Genomic DNA, 18,240 nt, shown 5'->3' with positions numbered 1-18,240 from the left:
ATACTAACAGATTTGGAGGCGAGAAATGAATGGGAAATGAGCAGAAACCAAAACAAAAAATGGGCTTCACAATCATAAAAGACGATCCAACAGACGGACATAAAGGATTTGGAATCGGATCATTGTCACTGGAAAACGTATCACCTGTCATAATCGACGTCGACGAAGGTGTTGCGCGGATCGAAATTGGCGCAATGCACGCGAGGAGCGATACGGAGCGCGGCATCAAATTTACCTTGAATCGCGAAGATTCCGAAGGTGGAAAACCTTATTGGCTCGTTTGGGTTACGATTGATTTCAAAGAAAACGGTCCTTACTATGCGGGTGTCACGGCTTGTGAAATGGTTGTTAATCGAGAAAAACGTCGAGGATATAAAGTGTTGGCAGATCATGTGAACAGGATGGATAAATCGATGAAACGCCATATTATTGTCGACCATATGGATGCTAAATCCAAGAATATTTTAACTGAATTTCTGTCCAGCCACAATAAGGAAATATGGGATCGCAGTGAACCAAAACTGCATATCGATTTGAGTGTCGACTCCCCTGAATTATGAACAATTTGTGAAACTTATCGTATACATCGGTTTCTGAGGTTGAATGTCAGCTTGAAAGGCAGTACACTGAAATTACAGCTTGCAATTGTAAGCTAGGACAACCGGAATTGCGCATCCCCTGTTGTCTATTGTATCATTCAAACCCAAGCATGATACACTAGTCGACAGGTCGCCTTGAACGGTAAAAAAGCTTTCCCTCCTTTAATTTAAGGAAGGAAGGCTTTTTTGATTTGAATTAACAACTAGTTGCTCCCCCGCACAAGCGACCAATTCCCCCGCACAAGCGACCAATTCCCCCGCACAAGCGACCAATTCCCCCGCACAAGCGACCAATCCCCCGCACAAGCGACCAATTCCCCCGCACAAGCGACCAATCCCCCCGCACAAGCGACCAATTCCCCCGCACAAGCGACCAATCCCCCCGCACAAGCGACCAATTCCATCGCACAAACGACCAATCTACACAATCACAATCACTCAAAAAACGAAAATGGAAACAAATCAAATGTCTTCCCATCGCTCTTTCCTGAAGAACGTTTCTCTCTTAACGACTTATCCGTACATAACTTCTGTGGCATATCCTTCTCTTTCACGTAGACAAGCCGTTGTTTCTCACATCCATCCACTGCGATGCCGCCCGTTTCAACATCAATGACGACGCCGTTTACACCTTTTGGCGGGTTGAATGGCTCAGGCGGCTTACCGCGATGGACCTCTTCCATAAAGTCAATCCATATCTTTTTTGAAGCGGCTTTATCCTTCGATTCCGTCAGTTGCTTCCCTTTGTCGAAACCAGTCCAAATGCCGGCAGTGAGTGATGGGCTAAATCCAATTAGGTATTGATCCGAAATCGTCGTTCCCGACTTCGCAGCGTAAGGCCTCGTCTGTTTTTGACGCATCGATAGTCCCGTAGAAGCGGTGTAATCATTGAATACCGGATCGAACATTCCAGTCATGAGATGTGTGAGCACGAAAGAATCTTGTTCTGATAAAACTCGTTTTTTGCCCTGCTTCGGATGTTCGTATACCGTTTTCCCCTCAGAGTCAGTTATCGACAGAATCGTCATCGGTTCAATTCGAACTCCGCCAGAGGCAATCCGGTTATATGCATTTGTCATATCGAAAAGTGTGACATCTGCTGTACCTAATGCGATGGCGGGTGAATTAGGGAATTTGGCTTCAATGCCAAGACGTTCCGTCATTTTACTGAACTGCTTATAGCCGATTTCTTCTAGTGTTTTTACCGCAAAGATATTATCTGAAATAGCAATTGCTTGTGCCAGTGAGATAGGGTGGTCGGCGAACTTTCCGTTAACGTTATTCGGTTCATACGTCGAGCGTCCTTCATCATACGTAAAGATTGTTTTTTCGGTCGATAAAAAAGTGAGTGGGTTAAATCCATCTTCAAGTGCTGCTGCATATAAGATGGGTTTCATCGCAGAACCGGGTTGGCGCTTCGCTTGTGTCGTCCGATTGAACGAACTTTCGGTATAATCAACCCCGCCCACAAGTGAAGTGACAGCTCCGGTTCCTGGTTCAATCGACATAAATCCCATTTGCAATTCGTTATCAGGCATCCATTTGGCAATCATTTCTTCCGCCGTTTGCTGATGATGCGGATCCAATGTTGTTCGGATTGTCCAGCCACCTTCTGCCGGATAGCGTCCTTTCGTAGTCAGCACTTTTTCAGCTTCACGCCACACTTCATCCAAAAAATAAGGGGCGACGCGATCCGTTGCTACCCACTCGCGCGTCTTCAACACAATCGCTTCGTTTTTTGCTCGTTCTTCTTGCCGTGCCGTAATATAACCCTGCGCCTCCATCAGCGACAGCACAAGCATTTGCCGCTCCCTTGACTTCTCGGGATTTTCGATTGGGGAGTAGACTGAAGGTCCTTTCGCAATCGCAGTAATGACAGCAGCCTCTTCAAGTGTCAAATCTTTTGCCGGCTTTCCGAAATAAAATTTGCTTGCCGCCTCAGCCCCATACATGCCGTGGCCGAAGTAAACAGTATTCAAATAGCCTTCCAAGATGACATTCTTGTCGTAAAAAATTTCCATCCGATACGCATAGAGTGCTTCATTGATTTTCCGTTTCCACGTTTTTTCATGTGTCAAATAAAGATTGCGCGCATATTGCTGGGTAATCGTGCTGGCTCCCTCAGCTTTCCTACGTGTTTTGACATCTTTTAGAACTGCACCTGCAATCCGTTTATAATCAAATCCATTGTGGGTATAGAAATTTTTATCCTCCGTTGCAATTACAGCATCCAGTAGGAAAGGTGACATCTCATCGAGACTGATCCAGTAACGGCGTTCCGCGGAAAAACGGTCGCCAATCTGCTTGCCGTTTTTATCGAGAAAAACAGAGGCTTTCGGCACACTTAAAGAGGGAGCACCCGTAATTTGTGCGTACAGCCGCAACGATAGAAAAATGGTAGCTACCGCAGTCAACAGTGTGACCGTCAGTAATAACCATCGCCGTAATAGCACGCGCTTCTTTCTCTTTTTTAAATACACTGTCCTCCGCATACGATCCCGTCCCGTCCGTTTCGATGCCTTCAGTATGTGATGGATGGAATGAGATTAAACGGAACGACAATAAAAACATCTACTTCCTGAGATAGATTGAAATGTATGCACGAAAAAAGGTATACTAAGAAGATATATTCAAGAAAAGGGCGGTGAGCGTATGGAATCGCAGGATAGTGAAAGAAAAGTAAACATCCGGCTCCATTCGTCAATCCAGCATCCCGGGCAAGATGAGGAAGTACATGAGTTGAAACTACTAGGACAGCTCATCGAAAAAAAGGGCAAATCCTATTTGAGATATGAAGAACAGCAAAGTGGCAACTTGATACGAACGACTGTCAAGCTCGACGCGGAAGATGCACTTATCATGCGAAAAGGTGCAGTCAACATGCGATTGCCGTTCGTTGTCGCAGCGGAGGACCGGGCGGGATCATATGGCAACGGACCAGCGTCATTCAATTTAATTGTCAAAACACATCGGCTCGAGCACAAAGAAGAACAAGGTGGCACGGGTGGGGAATTCAAGGTGCACTACGGATTGCATGCGGACGGATCGCCACTCGGAACATACAAATTGACAATTACATACAGGGAGGGAACATTATGAACGCGGTAGAAAAGATTCAAAACGAGGTCAAATCAGCATTGCGTGAAGCAGTGATTCAAGCAGGACTTGCAGAAGCTACGGACATGCCGGACATTATGCTAGAATCACCGAAAAGTAAGGAGAACGGTGACTATGCAACAAACATTGCTATGCAGCTAACGAAATTGGCGAAAAAGCCACCGCGCGCTATTGCAGAAGCGATTCTTGAGAAATTGGACACGTCGGCAACATCGATCGAGTCAATTGAAATTGCAGGTCCAGGTTTTATGAACATAAAACTGAAAAACGATTATCTAGGCGACGTCGTGAAAATGGTTCTTGAACAAGGTGAAAATTATGGCCGTTCAACTTTTGGTGCGAATGAGAAAATTCAAGTCGAATTCGTCTCAGCGAACCCAACAGGTGATCTCCATTTAGGGCATGCACGTGGGGCATCCCTAGGTGACTCGCTATGTAACGTACTTGACTTTGCAGGTTATAATGTCGCACGTGAATATTATATTAACGACGCGGGAAATCAAGTACATAACCTCGCACAATCCGTTGAAGCACGCTATTTTCAAGCACTTGGTTTGGACAAAGAAATGCCTGAAGACGGCTATCAAGGACCCGACGTCATTGCGCTCGGAAAACAGCTTGCAGAGGAATTCGGCGATAAATATATCAATGTTTCGGACGAAGAACGTTATGCATTTTTCCGTGAATACGGGCTTCACTATGAGTTGGATAAATTAAAGAAAGACCTCACAGATTTCCGTGTGTCATTCGACAATTGGTTCTCGGAAACATCGCTGTATGAAAACGGTAAAATCGACATAGCACTCGATAAATTACGTGCAAATGGCCATGTCTTTGAAGAGGATGGTGCTACTTGGTTCCGTTCAACGACATTTGGCGATGACAAAGACCGTGTGCTCATTAAAAATGACGGTACCTACACGTATTTGACGCCAGATATCGCTTACCATGAAGATAAGTTGTATCGTGGTTTCGATAAGCTTATCAACATTTGGGGCGCAGACCACCACGGCTATATTCCGCGAATGAAAGCGGCAATTGAAGCACTTGGTTACGGCAACGATACGCTTGAAGTAAGTGTAGCCCAAATGGTGCAATTGTATAAAGACGGCGAAAAATTCAAGATGAGTAAACGGACAGGCAAAGCAGTGACATTGCGCGAACTTGTTGAAGACGTTGGGTTGGATGCAGTCCGATACTTCTTCGCAATGCGTTCCGGCGATTCTCAAATGGACTTCGATTTAGATTTAGCCATCTCGCAGTCCAATGAAAACCCGGTGTATTATGCACAGTATGCGCATGCACGTATCTCTTCAATCTTGCGACAAGCCGACGAATCCAACTTATCGGCGTCCGTGGACAACATCTCTTTATTGCAAGCAGAGAAAGAATTGGAATTGCAGAAGAAAATCGGAGACTTCCCGCAAGTGATTAGCGATGCAGCAAGAATGCGCGTCCCGCATCGCGTCACAACCTATATCCAAGAACTCGCTGCAACATTCCACAGTTTTTACAACGCAGAAAAAGTATTGGATCCATCAAATCCAAAGTTATCGGAAGCACGACTCGCACTAATCACAGCGACCCGCACAACCATTGCCAACGCCCTGAAACTTGTTGGTGTTTCTGCACCAGAAAAAATGTAATTTGATTTAATTGTACCGTCGCACATCACGTGTGGCGGTTTTTTTGTGTGCTTGACAGCGCTCTTCTCTAACGGGTGTAAGTCCATAACATGCCGTAGTGGCGGAAGTAAATCCGCATATTGGAAATAATTTCACAAAAAACATTTTTACACTGAAGGTGGATTGTTATTTCGAAACCTTTTCTATATTAGTCACGTATATACTATAGTTGGAAAGTTATTTAAATTAGGAAGGTGCTAATAACTAAAATGACTAACAGTATTTACACAATGTTTTATGTACTAGATAACAAAGTCAAATAATAAAATTCACAGTTAAAGGAAAATGAGATTATGCAAAAAAAACAATTTATAATCGGTAAAATAATTTTAATCGTCATACTAATGCTAATGAGAAGTGTTAACGGAGTTGTATTTGCAAACGATAATGAGTCTACAAATGGTAATCTGGATATTTCTACTATTGATGAGTTTATGACAAAGGAGATAGAGAGACTGAACATTCCTGGTGCTTCATTGGCCATCGTAAAGGGAGATCAAGTGGAATACTTGCAAGGATATGGTGTTTCGAACCCAGATGGGACAGAAATGACATCGCAAACGCCAGTTGTTCTTGGGTCGACTACTAAATCGTTCACAGCTCTTGCCATTATGCAGTTAGTGGGACAAGGAAAAATCAATCTAGAAGAACAAGTGCAATCCTACATACCTTGGTTTCAAATTGCAGATGAAGAGGCATCTAAAAAAATCACCATTCTACATTTACTGAATCATACAAGTGGTCTTTCTACAAATGATGGTCAAGTATCTATATCACAAGGGGATAAAACATTAAAAGAACATATTCAAAGCTTGTCAAATACAGAATTGACATACCCTGTGGGTGATCAAAATCAATACTCGAATTTAAATTATAACATTTTAGGTTTAGTCATCGAGGAAGTTACGAATAAATCGTATAAAGAGTATATTAATGAATTCATATTCAAACCGCTTGAAATGAACAATAGTTATGCTGACCCAAATGATGATATAAACAATACAATTGCTGCCGGATATCAAACTGTATTTGGAGTAAAGATGCCGACAAAGCAATTAATCCATGAAGGAACTGTTTCTTCAGGTTACCTTATTTCCAGTGCGGAAGATATGGCAAATTATATGATCGCACAGTTGAATCAGGGAGAATTCAAAGGAAAAAGTATTTTATCAGCGAATGCCGTGAACACAATGCATCATCCATCATCATTCATGGGGAATGATACCTACTATGCGATGGGATGGGAAGTGAATAATGAAGGAATCTACCATAATGGATGGACAGAAAACACATACTCAAAAGTTGTGTTAGATGGGGAGTATGGCATCAGCCTGCAGATCAATTCAATGGATTATTTCAATCTTAATGAATATGATGCCATCACAAGTGGGATAAACAATCTGGTACATAATGAAGAACCTTCTATATCTGATAGCAATCCATTTATGAAATATGTAATTATTGATTTGATTTTACTGGCAATCGTTGCTTTAATTGTTTGGTCAGCTTACAGAATTTTTAAACCTGAAAATCGTAAAGTAACAACATTCCGTAGGAATCTAAATGGGTTGTCTATAGTAATATTTAACTGGCTACTGCCATTGATTATTTTAATTGGATTCACTAAATTATTTGGCCCTTTGTCTACGGTAACATTATTTGCTCCAGGAATAGGGCATCTATTATTTTTAATACCTTTGATTCTTTTAATTGTGGGAGTCGTTAAATTAGGTAAAGTAACACTAATAGTAAAGAAAAATACTTTGGATGCATAAGCTGAAAAATCGTGATTGATTTTATGAATTCTCTCTCAATTAATTGAAAAAGAACGTTATTTTAATTTCATTTCATCATCTTATCCCTTTTAATATTTTTCAATAGGAGATCAAGGGCGTTAGTGAAACAAGAACACCGCAAACAGGACCATGAATGTGGTAGTGATTTTTCGTTAATCTTACTACACCAAAGAATGAAGTGTTTTGCTCTTTATTTAGGCAACTGTCAATTGACCTGTTGGGTGGGCTACAAAGCTAGTGAAGACATCGCGTCACAACCTATATCCAAGAACTCGCTGCAACATTCCACAGTTTTTACAACGCAGAAAAAGTATTGGATCCATCAAATCCAAAGTTATCGGAAGCACGACTCGCACTAATCACAGCGAACCGCACAACCATTGCCAACGCCCTGAAACTTGTTGGTGTTTCTGCACCAGAAAAAATGTAATTTGATTTAATTGTACCGTCGCACATCACGTGTGGCGGTTTTTTGTGTGCGGAATCAAACGACTGATTACGTCGCTCAAGCGACCAATTGCGCCACACAAGCGACCGATTATCAAAACAAGCGACCAATTGCGCCACACAAGCGACCGATTATCAAAACAAGCGACCAATTACGCCACGCAAGCGACCGATTATGGAAACAAGCGACCAATTGCGCCACGCAAGCGACCGATTATGGAAACAAGCGACCAATTGCGCCACACAAGCGACCGATTATCAAAACAAGCGACCAATTGCGCCACACAAGCGACCGATTATCAAAACAAGCGACCAATTACGCCACGCAAGCGACCGATTATGGAAACAAGCGACCAATCCCGCCGCTCAAAGCGACCACTAACAAATCCCATCCCCTATCGACACGCCCAAAACTTGTAGTATACTGAAAAATGAACACAAATTACATACCAAACATAAAGGTGCCCCGTTAGTAGACGGGGTTAAAAGGGAAGCCGGTTCAAATCCGGCGCGGTCCCGCCACTGTAAGTGTGAGCAAGTCGCGATAGGTCACTGGAACGAGTTTCCGGGAAGACGCCGATGAGCAATGACCACGAGCCAGGAGACCTGCCTTTATGAATCACCCGCAAACCTACGAGGATAGGATTGGTGAAAATCGGCAAACGGATTCGTCCCGGTTTTTTCCAAGACATACGCCTTCATAGCGATTCGGAGGATTTTTATTTGGATAAAATAGGAGGAAACGTATATGAAAAAACTATGGCAATTAGGACTGACGGCCATCTTGTCGGTATTTCTGCTCACAGCTTGTGGCGGAACTGCGACGTTAGAAAAACCGAAAGTCGATGAAACACCGAAAGTCGAAATTGTTACACCAGCATTCCCAATCACGCTGACAGACGCTGTCGGCAAAGAAATTACGATTGAAACCGCACCTGCAACCATCGTATCAATGATGCCAAGCAATACGGAAATTCTATTTGAACTGGGTCTTGCAAGCGAAATTATTGGAGTCAATGATTTTGATGATTACCCTGCGGAAGCATTGGAAAAAGAAAAAATCGGCGGCATGAAATTCAACGTCGAAAAAATTGTTTCCTTGAACCCTGAAATCGTTTTCGCACATGAATCTGCACTCCCAGCAGGCGAAGCAGGACTGCAACAAATCCGAGACGCTGGAATCCCAGTATTCGTCGTGAAAAACGCAGCTAGCTTTGAAGAGACCTACAAAACGATTGAAGAAATGGGTAAAGCAACAGGTAAAACGGAGCAAGCTGAAAAAATCGTCACTGACATGAAAGCGAAAGTGGCAGAAGTACTAGCAAAAACAGCGAAAGTTGAAAACAAAAAGACCGTTTTCGTTGAAATACAGGATGCACCTGATATACACACAACCGGTAAAGGGACGTTCATGCAAGAAATCCTCGATATGATTGGGGCGAATAATATTGTCACTGAAGAAGGTTGGGTCAAGATTGATCCTGAAAAAATCGTCAGTGCAAATCCAGATGTCATCGTTGTCATGTACAGCTATGTGCCGGATATTATTGAAAGTGTTAAAAAACGTGCAGGCTTCGATTCCATCACAGCTGTAAAAGAAGATGCAGTTGTTCAAGTCGATGAAAACTTGACGAACCGCACAGGTCCACGTCTTGCACAAGGTTTGGAAGAAGTAGCGAAAGCAATTTATCCTGAGGCATTTAGTGAATAAATCAAGCGTTGCCTACATCGTCTCCATCGCCACTCTTATCGTGGCGGTGTGGCTTGGTGTATCGATCGGGACTGTTAAAATACCGGTTAGCACATTTTGGAATACAACAGCGGATGCCACAGCAACAAGCATCCTTTGGAAAATCCGCATGCCGCGTGTCGTACTTGCGGGACTGGTCGGTGCGTCACTTGCGATTGCCGGTGCAGCCTTCCAAGGATTGCTGAAAAATCCACTTGCTGATCCATACACCCTCGGAGTGTCGTCCGGCGCCTCGGTTGGTGCTGTGATGACACTCTTTTTCGGTATTTCAATCCCGTTCCTTGGCAACTATACGCTACCCGTTTTCAGCATGGTCGGTGCTGCACTCACAATGTTTTTCGTCCTTGGCTTTGCGCGCCTCGTTGACCGTACAATGAAAATGGAGACCATCATTTTGACTGGTATCATTTTTGGTTCATTTCTCGGGTCCGTATTGTCGCTCATGATTGCGCTCACCGGAGAAGAACTGCGGCAAATTATCGGCTGGCTACTTGGCAGTGTGTCAATGCGTGGGTGGAACTATATTACGATGATTTTACCGTTTATCATCATCGGTTCCTTCATGCTATGGCTTAATCGCCGTGAATTAAATGCGATGCTATTCGGAGAAGAGCGAGCGCATCATCTGGGGGTCAATGTCAAACAGCGGAAATTCATGATTTTAATCGGCGGTTCTATCCTGACAGGTTCGGCGGTCGCCGTTTCTGGTACAATCGGCTTTGTAGGGCTCGTCGTTCCACATATGACACGGCTTCTTTGGGGGTCAGATCATCGGCATTTATTGACGTTATCCTTTATGAATGGTGCATCTTTGCTGATTATTTGTGACCTGATTGCGCGTACGATTATTTCGCCAACAGAATTGCCAGTCGGCGTCATTACAGCCTTTATCGGTGCGCCAGTTTTCGCATTTATTTTCTATAAACAAAGAAGACAGGGGGCGATGTAACTTGTTAGATGTAACGAACATTACAGGGGGCTATGGCAAGGAGCCGGTCGTTAAGGACGTCAGTTTTCATGTTCATAAAGGCGAAGTACTCGGTATTTTAGGACCTAACGGCAGCGGGAAATCGACGTTGATAAAAATCATTTCTGGTATACTTCCAAAAATTAGGGGTTCAATCACGATTGACGGACAGGATGCATCTCTTTATTCGCAAAAGGAATTCGCACGAAAAGTGGCGGTTTTGCCCCAACTGCATGCACATGCATTTTCTCATTCTGTCCTAGAAACGGTTTCGCTCGGCAGGTATCCACATCAATCCGGAATTTTCTCCTCCTGGTCGGATGAAGATGAGCAGGCCGTGACCGAAGCGCTTACCTTAACAGCGATCACGCGTTACAAAGATACACTGATCGACCTGCTTTCAGGCGGTGAACAGCAGCGCGTTTTTGTTGCGCAGGCACTCGCACAGGAAGCACCGATTTTATTGTTAGATGAACCGACGAACCATCTTGACATCGCGCATCAGCAACAACTACTCGACACAATCCGTAGACAAGCGGTCGATAAAGGGCTGACGGTCATTTCCGTTTTCCACGATATCAATTTGGCCGCCATGTATTGCGACAGGTTACTTCTGATGGACGAAGGACGGATTGCGAAAATTGGGTTTCCACAGGATGTCATTATAGAAGCATCAATTCAAAGCGTCTACAAAGCGCGTGTCAGGACGCAACCCCATCCTGAATTACCAAAGCCACAAATCACGTTATTACCCGATATGAAGCAGGAAAAGTTGTCATTCACCGTTAATAGGGAGGATTTTACCACGTCCTCCGAGTATGTTGTTTTGCATGCGGGTGGTCCGCTCAAAACGCTGTCCTCCGCTGTTCATAACCCTGGGCTGGGCTGGTACCGAACGTTTATCAACCGACATGTCGACCTCAATTATAATTGCGACGATGTCAAAGTAGAAATGGCATCCTATCTCGAACAGCAAGGGTTCAGCGGAGCGGATACAGTAGGTATGATGACGGCGGTCGCAACGGAACACGTGGAAATCGGTGAATATAACGGCGAATTCGGTACAGTTCTGATTGCCGTAACTGCTGGAATTGGCAATGCAGTCGATGTATCGGAAGCGCTTACTCGTGACCGCGAGCAGCGTATCGGCACCATTAATACATGGGTCATCGTCAATGGCGAATTACCTGACGAAGCCTTCATCCAAGCGATGATCACAGCAACGGAAGCGAAAACCAAGGCACTCCAGACTGAAGAGGTGAAAGACCCACTCACGGGTACAATTGCAACGGGAACATCGACGGATAGTCTACTCGTCGCCGCAACACAACAGGGCGAACATCTCCCGTACGCAGGTCCAATCACACCACTTGGAAAACTAATCGGACATGGTGTCTACGACTGCACGGTGCGGGCGATTCGCGAATATAAGAAAGCGAAAGGGTGGATAAATTGATACCTGCACATTTTATAGCAATCGCCATCGGTTTTGTACTCGATCGCCTAATTGGAGATCCACCGACATGGCCACATCCTGTACGTTGGATTGGTTCATTCATCACGAAATTGACTGCGGTTCTGAATAAAGGGCGGTTCCGTACATTAAAAGGAGCCATCATTCTATTCACAACAGTATTCTTCGTATTTATAGCGGTTTTCGCCATCGTTATTATGGCCTATCAGCTTCATATCGTTACCGGTATTCTAATAGAAAGCCTACTTATCGCAGCAGGGTTGTCGCAAAAAAGTTTACGTGATGCCGCACTTGCTGTCCATGATCCGCTTGTTGCTGGTGATTTGCCGGAAGCGCGAACGAAATTGTCATGGATTGTTGGACGTGATACCGAGAAACTGAAGGCGAATGATATCGTCCGTGGCACCATTGAAACGGTTTCCGAAAACACATCTGACGGCATCACAGCACCGCTATTTTGGGCTTTCTTGTTCGGCGCGCCCGGTGTGTGGATCTACAAAACGGTAAACACGCTCGACTCGATGATTGGGTACAAAGACGAACGTTACGACAAGTTTGGTACATTTTCCGCACGGGCCGACGACTTATTGAACTTCATTCCTGCACGAATTACTGGGATGCTCATTATTTTAAATACGCCGAATGAAGGGAATCTACCCTTCTTGAAAAGGTTTACCGGCTGGAGCAGAGATGCGAGGCGTCATCCGAGTCCAAATAGCGGATTCCTAGAGGCGGCGACGGCATGGCAACTGGGCATCAAGTTGGGCGGGAAAAGTACATACCGGGGAATTGCATCCACAAGACCGGAAATTGGCCCGGGTACAGTGCCACTAACCGCGGGACATATTAAAGCGGCCATTACGCAGATGCACACTGTCGCTCTCATCTTCTGGTTGATGATGACTGCGATTGGGGTGTTCGTCAATGCGATTGCCTGAACACGGTGCAAATCCGTTTAATCTCTATACAAAACTCGGAATCAAACCACCGGAGCACGTGCTGGATTTCAGTGAAAACGTCAATCCGGCAGGCCCACCGCAATCCGTTATCAAGATATGGCCCGAATTACTATCAACGATTTCCGAATATCCTAATCCAGCAGGTGAACCCTTTTTATCCGCTATAGCTGAGTTTCATGGCATTTCGCAAGCGTGTTTATTCGCAGGAAATGGGGCTGTGGAACTGCTAGCTCTGATTGCGGAACGGTATCGTGGGAAGCAGGCTGTTGTCGTACACCCGACATTTTCCGAATATGAGGCGACACTCCTTGCAAGAGATGTGGTGATTTCACGGATAATTGCGTCGGAAACAGTTGGCTTTGAATTGCCACTCGTAGAAATCATGCAAGCAATGGAAACTGCAGATGTGCTCTACCTTTGTACACCGAATAATCCGACGGGAATCATGCCTAAACGCGAGACACTGCAAGAAATTATTCGTCATGGTGCGGAAGTCCATTGCGACGTTGTATTGGATGAAGCCTTCATCGATTTTGTGGATGAATCCCTGTCTTTCATTGTGGAATTAACAGCAAATCCCCATGTTATCATCGTTCGTTCAATGACAAAAATGTACGCTATTCCGGGAATACGATTAGGCTATGTCGTCGCTAACCCAGCCGTTATTAATCAAATCAAAGCACTCGCTCCGCACTGGAATGTCAATGGGATTGCGGCCCGAATAGGTGCAATTTGTTTGCAGGAAGAATCCTACCGACAACAGGCGATTCAACATAGCAATCAGCAACGTGAGAAGTTGAAGGGGTTTTTACAAGAGAACGGCTGTACAGTAACGGATTCCGTAACGAACTTTTTGTCGTTCAAACTACCTGAAGGGCAAACTACACGCGAGTTATACAGGGTTTTATTAGGAAAAGGAATTGTTGTCCGGCACTCGGAAAACTTTCGTGGCATGGATGGTCGTTGGTTACGGATTGGCCTGAAAAAAGAAGTGGAAATGGCTAATCTGACAGAGGAGTTGAGGAGATGGTTCGCGGAAAACTAAAGGTTGTTATCGGCGGCGTTCGGAGTGGGAAGAGCGCGTATGCTGAAAGGTTTCTTATAGAAGAAGTGCAACGTGACGGTGGCCGACTTGTCTACATCGCTTCTGGCACGGCGACCGATTCAGAAATGCAGGAACGAATTGACCGGCATCGGCTGGAACGCGTGACTACGGATTGGACGACCATTGAACAACCCATGAAATTGGAGGAAGTGTTGCCAGCGATTCGGCAGGGGGATGCCGTTTTATGGGATTGTGTAACGACGTGGCTTGCCAATGAATTGTACGCCGGCTGGGATTTTGGAACGCCTTGCATTGGAGATCCAGACTGTATGGAGCAGAAAGAAGTTCGCCTGTTTGAAACAATTGAATCATTATTGACAGAGGCTGCGCACCTCGTCATCGTCTCCAATGAAGTGCTCGACGAGTTGCCGTCCATGTATGCGGAAACGCGTATCTATTGTGAATGGCTAGGCCGTATTCATCGCAAACTCGTCTCGATTGCGGATACGGCGATTGAAATGGATTGTGGCATTGCGCTCTATTGGAAAAATGGTGGAAAGGAGGTTGCTGAATGAATGGGCTGATGGTGTTGGGAACTGCATCAGACACGGGGAAAACGATGATTTGCACTGCGCTTTGCCGTATTTTATCGGATGAAGAAGTGCGTGTGACACCTTTTAAATCGCAGAATATGTCTCGATTTTCGACGATGACAGAAAATGGCGAGGAAATGAGCCGTGCACAATATATTCAGGCGCTGGCGGCACGGACAGTCCCATCGATTTACATGAATCCGATTCTGCTGAAACCAGTAGCGGATATGAAATCGGACGTATTCTTTTTTGGTGAGAAAATCGGTCCAGTTGCTGGCATGACGTATCGAGAACACTATTTTCAACAAGGCATCGAAGCGATTCATACGGCGCTTGGCAAACTGTCTGAAACCTATGAAACAGTTATTATTGAAGGCGCGGGAAGCCCGGCAGAAGTGAATCTTAATGATAGAGAAATCGTCAATATGCGCGTAGCGGAAATCGCAGATGTGCCCGCCGTATTAGTGGCGGATATTGACCGTGGGGGCGCCATTGCAGCGATTGTTGGCACGCTGCAACTTCTACCACCGGCCCATCGCTTGCGGATAAAAGCAATTATTATCAATAAATTCCATGGGGATATCTCTTTATTCCGTGAAGGGGTTGAATTCATCGAATCGTACACAGGTATTCCGGTCGTAGGTGTGATTCCATTCAAAAAGGATCATGGCATCGAAGAGGAAGATGTGGATCGACCGTTCGTTGAAGCGCCCACGGGAGTCGATGTCTACGACGAATGGGCGTCTCATGTGAAAGCGCATCTGGATTGGCCGCTTATTAAACGGATACTTTCTGAATCGGGTAGCGTAGAATGAATGGTATTTTACTGGCATTTCAATTTTTCACCGCAATCCCAGTACAAAAAGAATTGCCCCTTGGTCGCAAAGAAGTGACAGCAATGTATGTGGCACTGCCGTTTGTCGGTGCGTTAATTGGGCTTGCGATGTACGGTGTTTCGGTATTGCTGACGGACTATGTGGGCTTAGGGACATTACTCGCATCGGTGTTCATTGTTTTGGCTGGGATTGTACTAACAGGTGGGCTGCATCTCGACGGTTGGGCGGATACGAGTGATGCATTTTTTTCCTATAGAGACCGCGCCAAACGACTTGAAATTTTAGAGGATCCGCGTCTGGGTGCATTTGGAGCAATGGGGCTTATGTTGCTCATCCTTGTGAAAATCGCGCTGTTCAATGAAATATTGCTGCGTGGAACAGGGGATGTTGCTTATTTTATCGCGATTCCCTTTTTAGCGAGAGCGGCCATGACGATTTATTTCACAACGGTGTGTTTGGCTAAAGATAAGGGAATGGCTCATTTTTTTAAGGAGAAAATGTCAGGGAAAGTGGTTAGTTTCATGTCGATGCTTAGTAGCGTGAGTATGTTACTCGTTATCGGTTTCATCCTGAATGATTATCTTGTCCCAACGGTTTTATTCGCCGTACTCGTAGCTGTACTTTTAATCTACCGTCGTTGGTCGTTGAAACATTTCGGAGGTGTCACTGGTGACTTGTCTGGCGCATTCATTGAAGGGACGGAGGCATTATTATGGCTGACGGTTATCATATTAATGTAGTCCGGCATCTACCAACTGCGGGCAATAAACAACGAAAATACATCGGTTGGACAGACGAACCGATTGTTGAATCCGCAGAATTGCATCGATGCCTTGCACCCGGACAATTCGTTTATGGCAGCGATTTACTTCGGGCCAGGCAGACGGCTGCACTTTATTTCCCTAAAGCTGTTTACACAGCGGATTGGCGTTGGCGTGAATGTAATTTTGGCGAATTTGAAGGGAGAACCTACGCGGACCTTGAAAGGGATATGAACTACCGAAATTGGATTGACGATCCGTGTATGTTTGCGCCGAGCGGTGGAGAAAGTTTGCGAGAACTGGAAGCGCGCGTGTTGTCTGCCCATTTGGAATTACCGAATGGCTCTATCGTTGTGACGCATGGAGGTCCAATCAGAGCGCTTCTAACAAAATTCTCTCCCACGGTTAAAACATTTTGGTCATGGGAAATTCCCCATGGCAGCGGCTATCGGCTTGAATGGGAAAATGAACAAGCATTCAAGGAGGGAACAGCATGCACATCTATATCGGCGGTGCCCATAATGGCAAAAGAGACTTTGTGAAAGCAACTTTGCAAAATGCAGACGTACAATGGCTGGAAGGTCGGCTAGAAGGTCCGATGGATACCAGGCACCCGCATAATTCTGATTGCCAGACAACCGTCATCGCCGGAATTGAGAAATGGCTAGCGAACTCGGATTTATCGGAAGGCGATGCAATTGATTATGTGATGGAGACAGTATCGGGGGATAACGTAATTGTTATTTTGACGGATATCGGACGGGGCATTGTGCCGATGGATGCGGACCAACGCAAGTTGCGCGATGTTTGTGGACGGCTTTATCAGCGATTAATTGCGGAGGCAGATGAAGTGACTCGTATTTGGTACGGACTTCCACAAACTTTAAAGAAAAGGGGAGAAGTGTTATGAAAATTTACACACGCACAGGAGATAAGGGGCAGACGAGTTTGATCGGGGGACGTGTTGATAAGGATAGTTTGCGGGTGGAAGCTTATGGCACGATGGACGAACTGAATTCATTCGTCGGAAAGGCGATGACAGAGCTCAATCCGGAAATTTTCACGGATATACTGGAAGATTTAGAAGCGATTCAAAACGAATTATTTGATGGTGGCGGGGATCTTGCAAACGTTATGAAGGAGCGTCATTATAAACTGTCCGAAGAACCAATTGAAGTACTTGAACAGCGCATTGACTTACTTATGGAAGAAGCACCGCCGCTTGAACGATTCATCTTGCCGGGTGGATCGCCTGCTGCAGCGACGCTCCATATTGCACGAACAATTGCGCGGCGTGCAGAACGGCAGACAGTTACGCTTATGAAAGCAGAAGAGGAAGTACCCGCGATTGTGCAACGGTATTTGAATCGACTTTCCGACTATCTTTTCGTTGCGGCTCGCATTGCGAATGCACGTGTGAATGTGCCGGATAACGAATATGTTCGAAGTGCCAAAGTGTTCAGAACGGGTAAATCAGAGAGTAAATCGGAGGACTAACCGATGCAACTGAAAAAGCCCGTGATGAGGAACGCAATCGATATAGGTAATGATTTTATCGTGACAACGGATAATTCGGGCGGCATCGGCGAAAAGCCGGCTGACGTCTTGAATGTGCCGGACCGAGTAACAGCGTATTTCGCAGCGCGTGTTGCATTGCTTGAACAATGGGCATCTAGTGCGGAACCTGTTGCGATTTTAATTCACAATTTTAGCGGTGGCGATAGTTGGGAGAGATACGCGGTAGGTGTCACGGATTTATTCTACGCAGCAGGGATTGACGTTCCCAAGATTAGCGGCAGTACGGAGACGAATATGGAACTTATGCAGTCCGCAATGGCAGTGACAATGATTGGTAAACGAATTAGGAATTTAGCGCTAGGGAATGTCATATGGTTTACTTACGGCGTGCCGCTCGTCGGAGATGAAGTACTAAATCGCGCAGAAGAAATTGCCTCACTAAGGCTTATTAAAGAAGCGATGGACAGCGGGATTGTTCAGCAAATTTGGCCAATCGGTTCACATGGGATTTTAGAAGAAGTCCGCCGAATAACAGAGAATATGGCTGCCCAAGTTAAAACGGAAGTGGACGCAATAAAGTCGGCAGGCCCTTCAACAGTTGTACTCGTCGCAATTTCAGAAGCAAAAGAGAGATCAGCTAGACAACATTTCGGAGTGCTCTTAAATGAACTACAGATTTCCGAGTGACAACCC

Annotated in this window: 18 protein-coding genes, 1 pseudogene and 1 riboswitch; of the genes and pseudogenes, 17 read left to right on the top strand and 2 right to left on the bottom strand. The window is 45.2% G+C overall.

What is annotated here, in order from left to right:
• The first annotated feature begins 29 nt into the window (after positions 1-29).
• Complete coding sequence (locus tag H4683_RS14025; RefSeq protein WP_192599446.1) at positions 30-560, top strand: YwhD family protein; 531 nt, start codon at positions 30-32, stop codon at positions 558-560.
• A gap of 242 nt (positions 561-802) precedes the next feature.
• Here H4683_RS14025 and H4683_RS14020 read toward each other — a convergent pair whose 3' ends face one another.
• On the bottom strand, positions 803-1,003 hold the full coding sequence (locus tag H4683_RS14020; RefSeq protein ID WP_192599463.1) for a hypothetical protein: 201 nt from the start codon (positions 1,001-1,003) through the stop codon (positions 803-805).
• A 30-nt stretch (positions 1,004-1,033) separates the two neighbouring features.
• A complete protein-coding gene (locus tag H4683_RS14015) occupies positions 1,034-3,091 on the bottom strand; it encodes a transglycosylase domain-containing protein (RefSeq protein WP_192599445.1) in 2,058 nt (685 codons plus the stop codon).
• A gap of 160 nt (positions 3,092-3,251) precedes the next feature.
• Here H4683_RS14015 and H4683_RS14010 point away from each other — a divergent pair, with 160 nt between their 5' ends.
• The 16 genes and pseudogenes from H4683_RS14010 to H4683_RS13935 all read left to right on the top strand — a co-directional run bounded on the left by H4683_RS14010 (position 3,252) and on the right by H4683_RS13935 (position 18,234).
• On the top strand, positions 3,252-3,698 hold the full coding sequence (locus H4683_RS14010) for a YwiB family protein (RefSeq protein WP_192599444.1): 447 nt from the start codon (positions 3,252-3,254) through the stop codon (positions 3,696-3,698).
• A complete protein-coding gene (gene argS, locus H4683_RS14005) occupies positions 3,695-5,362 on the top strand; it encodes an arginine--tRNA ligase (protein ID WP_192599443.1) in 1,668 nt (555 codons plus the stop codon). Before H4683_RS14010 ends, argS begins: the two co-directional genes overlap by 4 nt.
• Positions 5,363-5,694: 332 nt before the next feature.
• Positions 5,695-7,176: a serine hydrolase domain-containing protein gene (locus H4683_RS14000; RefSeq protein WP_192599442.1), complete on the top strand. Its 1,482-nt coding sequence runs from the start codon at positions 5,695-5,697 to the stop codon at positions 7,174-7,176.
• Between the two features lie 265 nt (positions 7,177-7,441).
• Positions 7,442-7,627, top strand: a pseudogene (locus tag H4683_RS13995) (DALR anticodon-binding domain-containing protein); the annotation flags it as partial.
• 459 nt (positions 7,628-8,086) lie between these two features.
• A riboswitch (cobalamin riboswitch) is annotated at positions 8,087-8,272 on the top strand.
• A gap of 120 nt (positions 8,273-8,392) precedes the next feature.
• Positions 8,393-9,355 carry an ABC transporter substrate-binding protein gene (locus tag H4683_RS13990; RefSeq protein WP_192599441.1) on the top strand — a complete coding sequence of 321 codons (963 nt, stop codon included), beginning with the start codon at positions 8,393-8,395 and terminating at the stop codon, positions 9,353-9,355.
• The gene (locus H4683_RS13985; RefSeq protein ID WP_192599440.1) at positions 9,348-10,343 is read left to right on the top strand and encodes an iron chelate uptake ABC transporter family permease subunit; all 996 of its coding nucleotides are present in this window, start codon (positions 9,348-9,350) and stop codon (positions 10,341-10,343) included. The genes H4683_RS13990 and H4683_RS13985 overlap by 8 nt, the downstream gene beginning before the upstream one ends.
• 1 nt (position 10,344) lies before the next feature.
• Positions 10,345-11,817, top strand: coding sequence for an adenosylcobinamide amidohydrolase (locus tag H4683_RS13980; protein ID WP_192599439.1), 1,473 nt, complete (start codon positions 10,345-10,347; stop codon positions 11,815-11,817).
• Positions 11,817-12,773, top strand: a complete 957-nt coding sequence (cbiB, locus tag H4683_RS13975) for an adenosylcobinamide-phosphate synthase CbiB (RefSeq protein ID WP_192599462.1) — start codon at positions 11,817-11,819, stop codon at positions 12,771-12,773. Before H4683_RS13980 ends, cbiB begins: the two co-directional genes overlap by 1 nt.
• Positions 12,760-13,839, top strand: a complete 1,080-nt coding sequence (locus H4683_RS13970; protein ID WP_192599438.1) for a pyridoxal phosphate-dependent aminotransferase — start codon at positions 12,760-12,762, stop codon at positions 13,837-13,839. Before cbiB ends, H4683_RS13970 begins: the two co-directional genes overlap by 14 nt.
• A complete protein-coding gene (locus tag H4683_RS13965) occupies positions 13,821-14,414 on the top strand; it encodes a bifunctional adenosylcobinamide kinase/adenosylcobinamide-phosphate guanylyltransferase (RefSeq protein WP_192599437.1) in 594 nt (197 codons plus the stop codon). The genes H4683_RS13970 and H4683_RS13965 overlap by 19 nt, the downstream gene beginning before the upstream one ends.
• Positions 14,411-15,247, top strand: coding sequence for a cobyric acid synthase (locus H4683_RS13960; protein ID WP_192599436.1), 837 nt, complete (start codon positions 14,411-14,413; stop codon positions 15,245-15,247). The genes H4683_RS13965 and H4683_RS13960 overlap by 4 nt, the downstream gene beginning before the upstream one ends.
• Positions 15,244-16,008 (top strand): adenosylcobinamide-GDP ribazoletransferase, encoded by a 765-nt coding sequence (gene cobS / locus H4683_RS13955; protein ID WP_192599435.1) that lies wholly within the window; start codon positions 15,244-15,246, stop codon positions 16,006-16,008. Before H4683_RS13960 ends, cobS begins: the two co-directional genes overlap by 4 nt.
• Positions 15,981-16,571 (top strand): histidine phosphatase family protein, encoded by a 591-nt coding sequence (locus H4683_RS13950; protein WP_192599434.1) that lies wholly within the window; start codon positions 15,981-15,983, stop codon positions 16,569-16,571. Before cobS ends, H4683_RS13950 begins: the two co-directional genes overlap by 28 nt.
• On the top strand, positions 16,523-16,939 hold the full coding sequence (locus H4683_RS13945; RefSeq protein WP_192599433.1) for a bifunctional adenosylcobinamide kinase/adenosylcobinamide-phosphate guanylyltransferase: 417 nt from the start codon (positions 16,523-16,525) through the stop codon (positions 16,937-16,939). Before H4683_RS13950 ends, H4683_RS13945 begins: the two co-directional genes overlap by 49 nt.
• Entirely contained in the window at positions 16,936-17,526 is a 591-nt protein-coding gene (locus H4683_RS13940) for a cob(I)yrinic acid a,c-diamide adenosyltransferase (protein WP_192599432.1), read from the top strand. The genes H4683_RS13945 and H4683_RS13940 overlap by 4 nt, the downstream gene beginning before the upstream one ends.
• 3 nt (positions 17,527-17,529) lie before the next feature.
• Positions 17,530-18,234 carry a hypothetical protein gene (locus H4683_RS13935; RefSeq protein ID WP_192599431.1) on the top strand — a complete coding sequence of 235 codons (705 nt, stop codon included), beginning with the start codon at positions 17,530-17,532 and terminating at the stop codon, positions 18,232-18,234.
• The last annotated feature ends 6 nt before the right edge of the window (positions 18,235-18,240 follow it).

The organism is Sporosarcina limicola, from assembly GCF_014873855.1.
GTDB classification, from domain to species: Bacteria; Bacillota; Bacilli; order Bacillales_A; family Planococcaceae; genus Sporosarcina; species Sporosarcina limicola.
This window is presented reverse-complemented; position numbering and strand designations above follow the sequence as displayed.

What these genes read in the sequence shown, in the direction of transcription:
- H4683_RS14000 (WP_192599442.1), top strand. Translation starts at nt 5,695, where the DNA reads ATGCAAAAAAAACAATTTATAATCGGTAAAATAATTTTAATCGTCATA.
- cobS (WP_192599435.1), top strand. Translation starts at nt 15,244, where the DNA reads ATGAATGGTATTTTACTGGCATTTCAATTTTTCACCGCAATCCCAGTA.
- H4683_RS13970 (WP_192599438.1), top strand. Translation starts at nt 12,760, where the DNA reads ATGCGATTGCCTGAACACGGTGCAAATCCGTTTAATCTCTATACAAAA.
- H4683_RS13935 (WP_192599431.1), top strand. Translation starts at nt 17,530, where the DNA reads ATGCAACTGAAAAAGCCCGTGATGAGGAACGCAATCGATATAGGTAAT.
- H4683_RS13960 (WP_192599436.1), top strand. Translation starts at nt 14,411, where the DNA reads ATGAATGGGCTGATGGTGTTGGGAACTGCATCAGACACGGGGAAAACG.
- H4683_RS13940 (WP_192599432.1), top strand. Translation starts at nt 16,936, where the DNA reads ATGAAAATTTACACACGCACAGGAGATAAGGGGCAGACGAGTTTGATC.
- argS (WP_192599443.1), top strand. Translation starts at nt 3,695, where the DNA reads ATGAACGCGGTAGAAAAGATTCAAAACGAGGTCAAATCAGCATTGCGT.
- H4683_RS14010 (WP_192599444.1), top strand. Translation starts at nt 3,252, where the DNA reads ATGGAATCGCAGGATAGTGAAAGAAAAGTAAACATCCGGCTCCATTCG.
- H4683_RS13950 (WP_192599434.1), top strand. Translation starts at nt 15,981, where the DNA reads ATGGCTGACGGTTATCATATTAATGTAGTCCGGCATCTACCAACTGCG.
- H4683_RS14015 (WP_192599445.1), bottom strand. Translation starts at nt 3,091, where the DNA reads ATGCGGAGGACAGTGTATTTAAAAAAGAGAAAGAAGCGCGTGCTATTA.
- H4683_RS13965 (WP_192599437.1), top strand. Translation starts at nt 13,821, where the DNA reads ATGGTTCGCGGAAAACTAAAGGTTGTTATCGGCGGCGTTCGGAGTGGG.
- H4683_RS14025 (WP_192599446.1), top strand. Translation starts at nt 30, where the DNA reads ATGGGAAATGAGCAGAAACCAAAACAAAAAATGGGCTTCACAATCATA.
- H4683_RS13945 (WP_192599433.1), top strand. Translation starts at nt 16,523, where the DNA reads ATGCACATCTATATCGGCGGTGCCCATAATGGCAAAAGAGACTTTGTG.
- H4683_RS13990 (WP_192599441.1), top strand. Translation starts at nt 8,393, where the DNA reads ATGAAAAAACTATGGCAATTAGGACTGACGGCCATCTTGTCGGTATTT.
- H4683_RS14020 (WP_192599463.1), bottom strand. Translation starts at nt 1,003, where the DNA reads ATGGAATTGGTCGCTTGTGCGGGGGGATTGGTCGCTTGTGCGGGGGAA.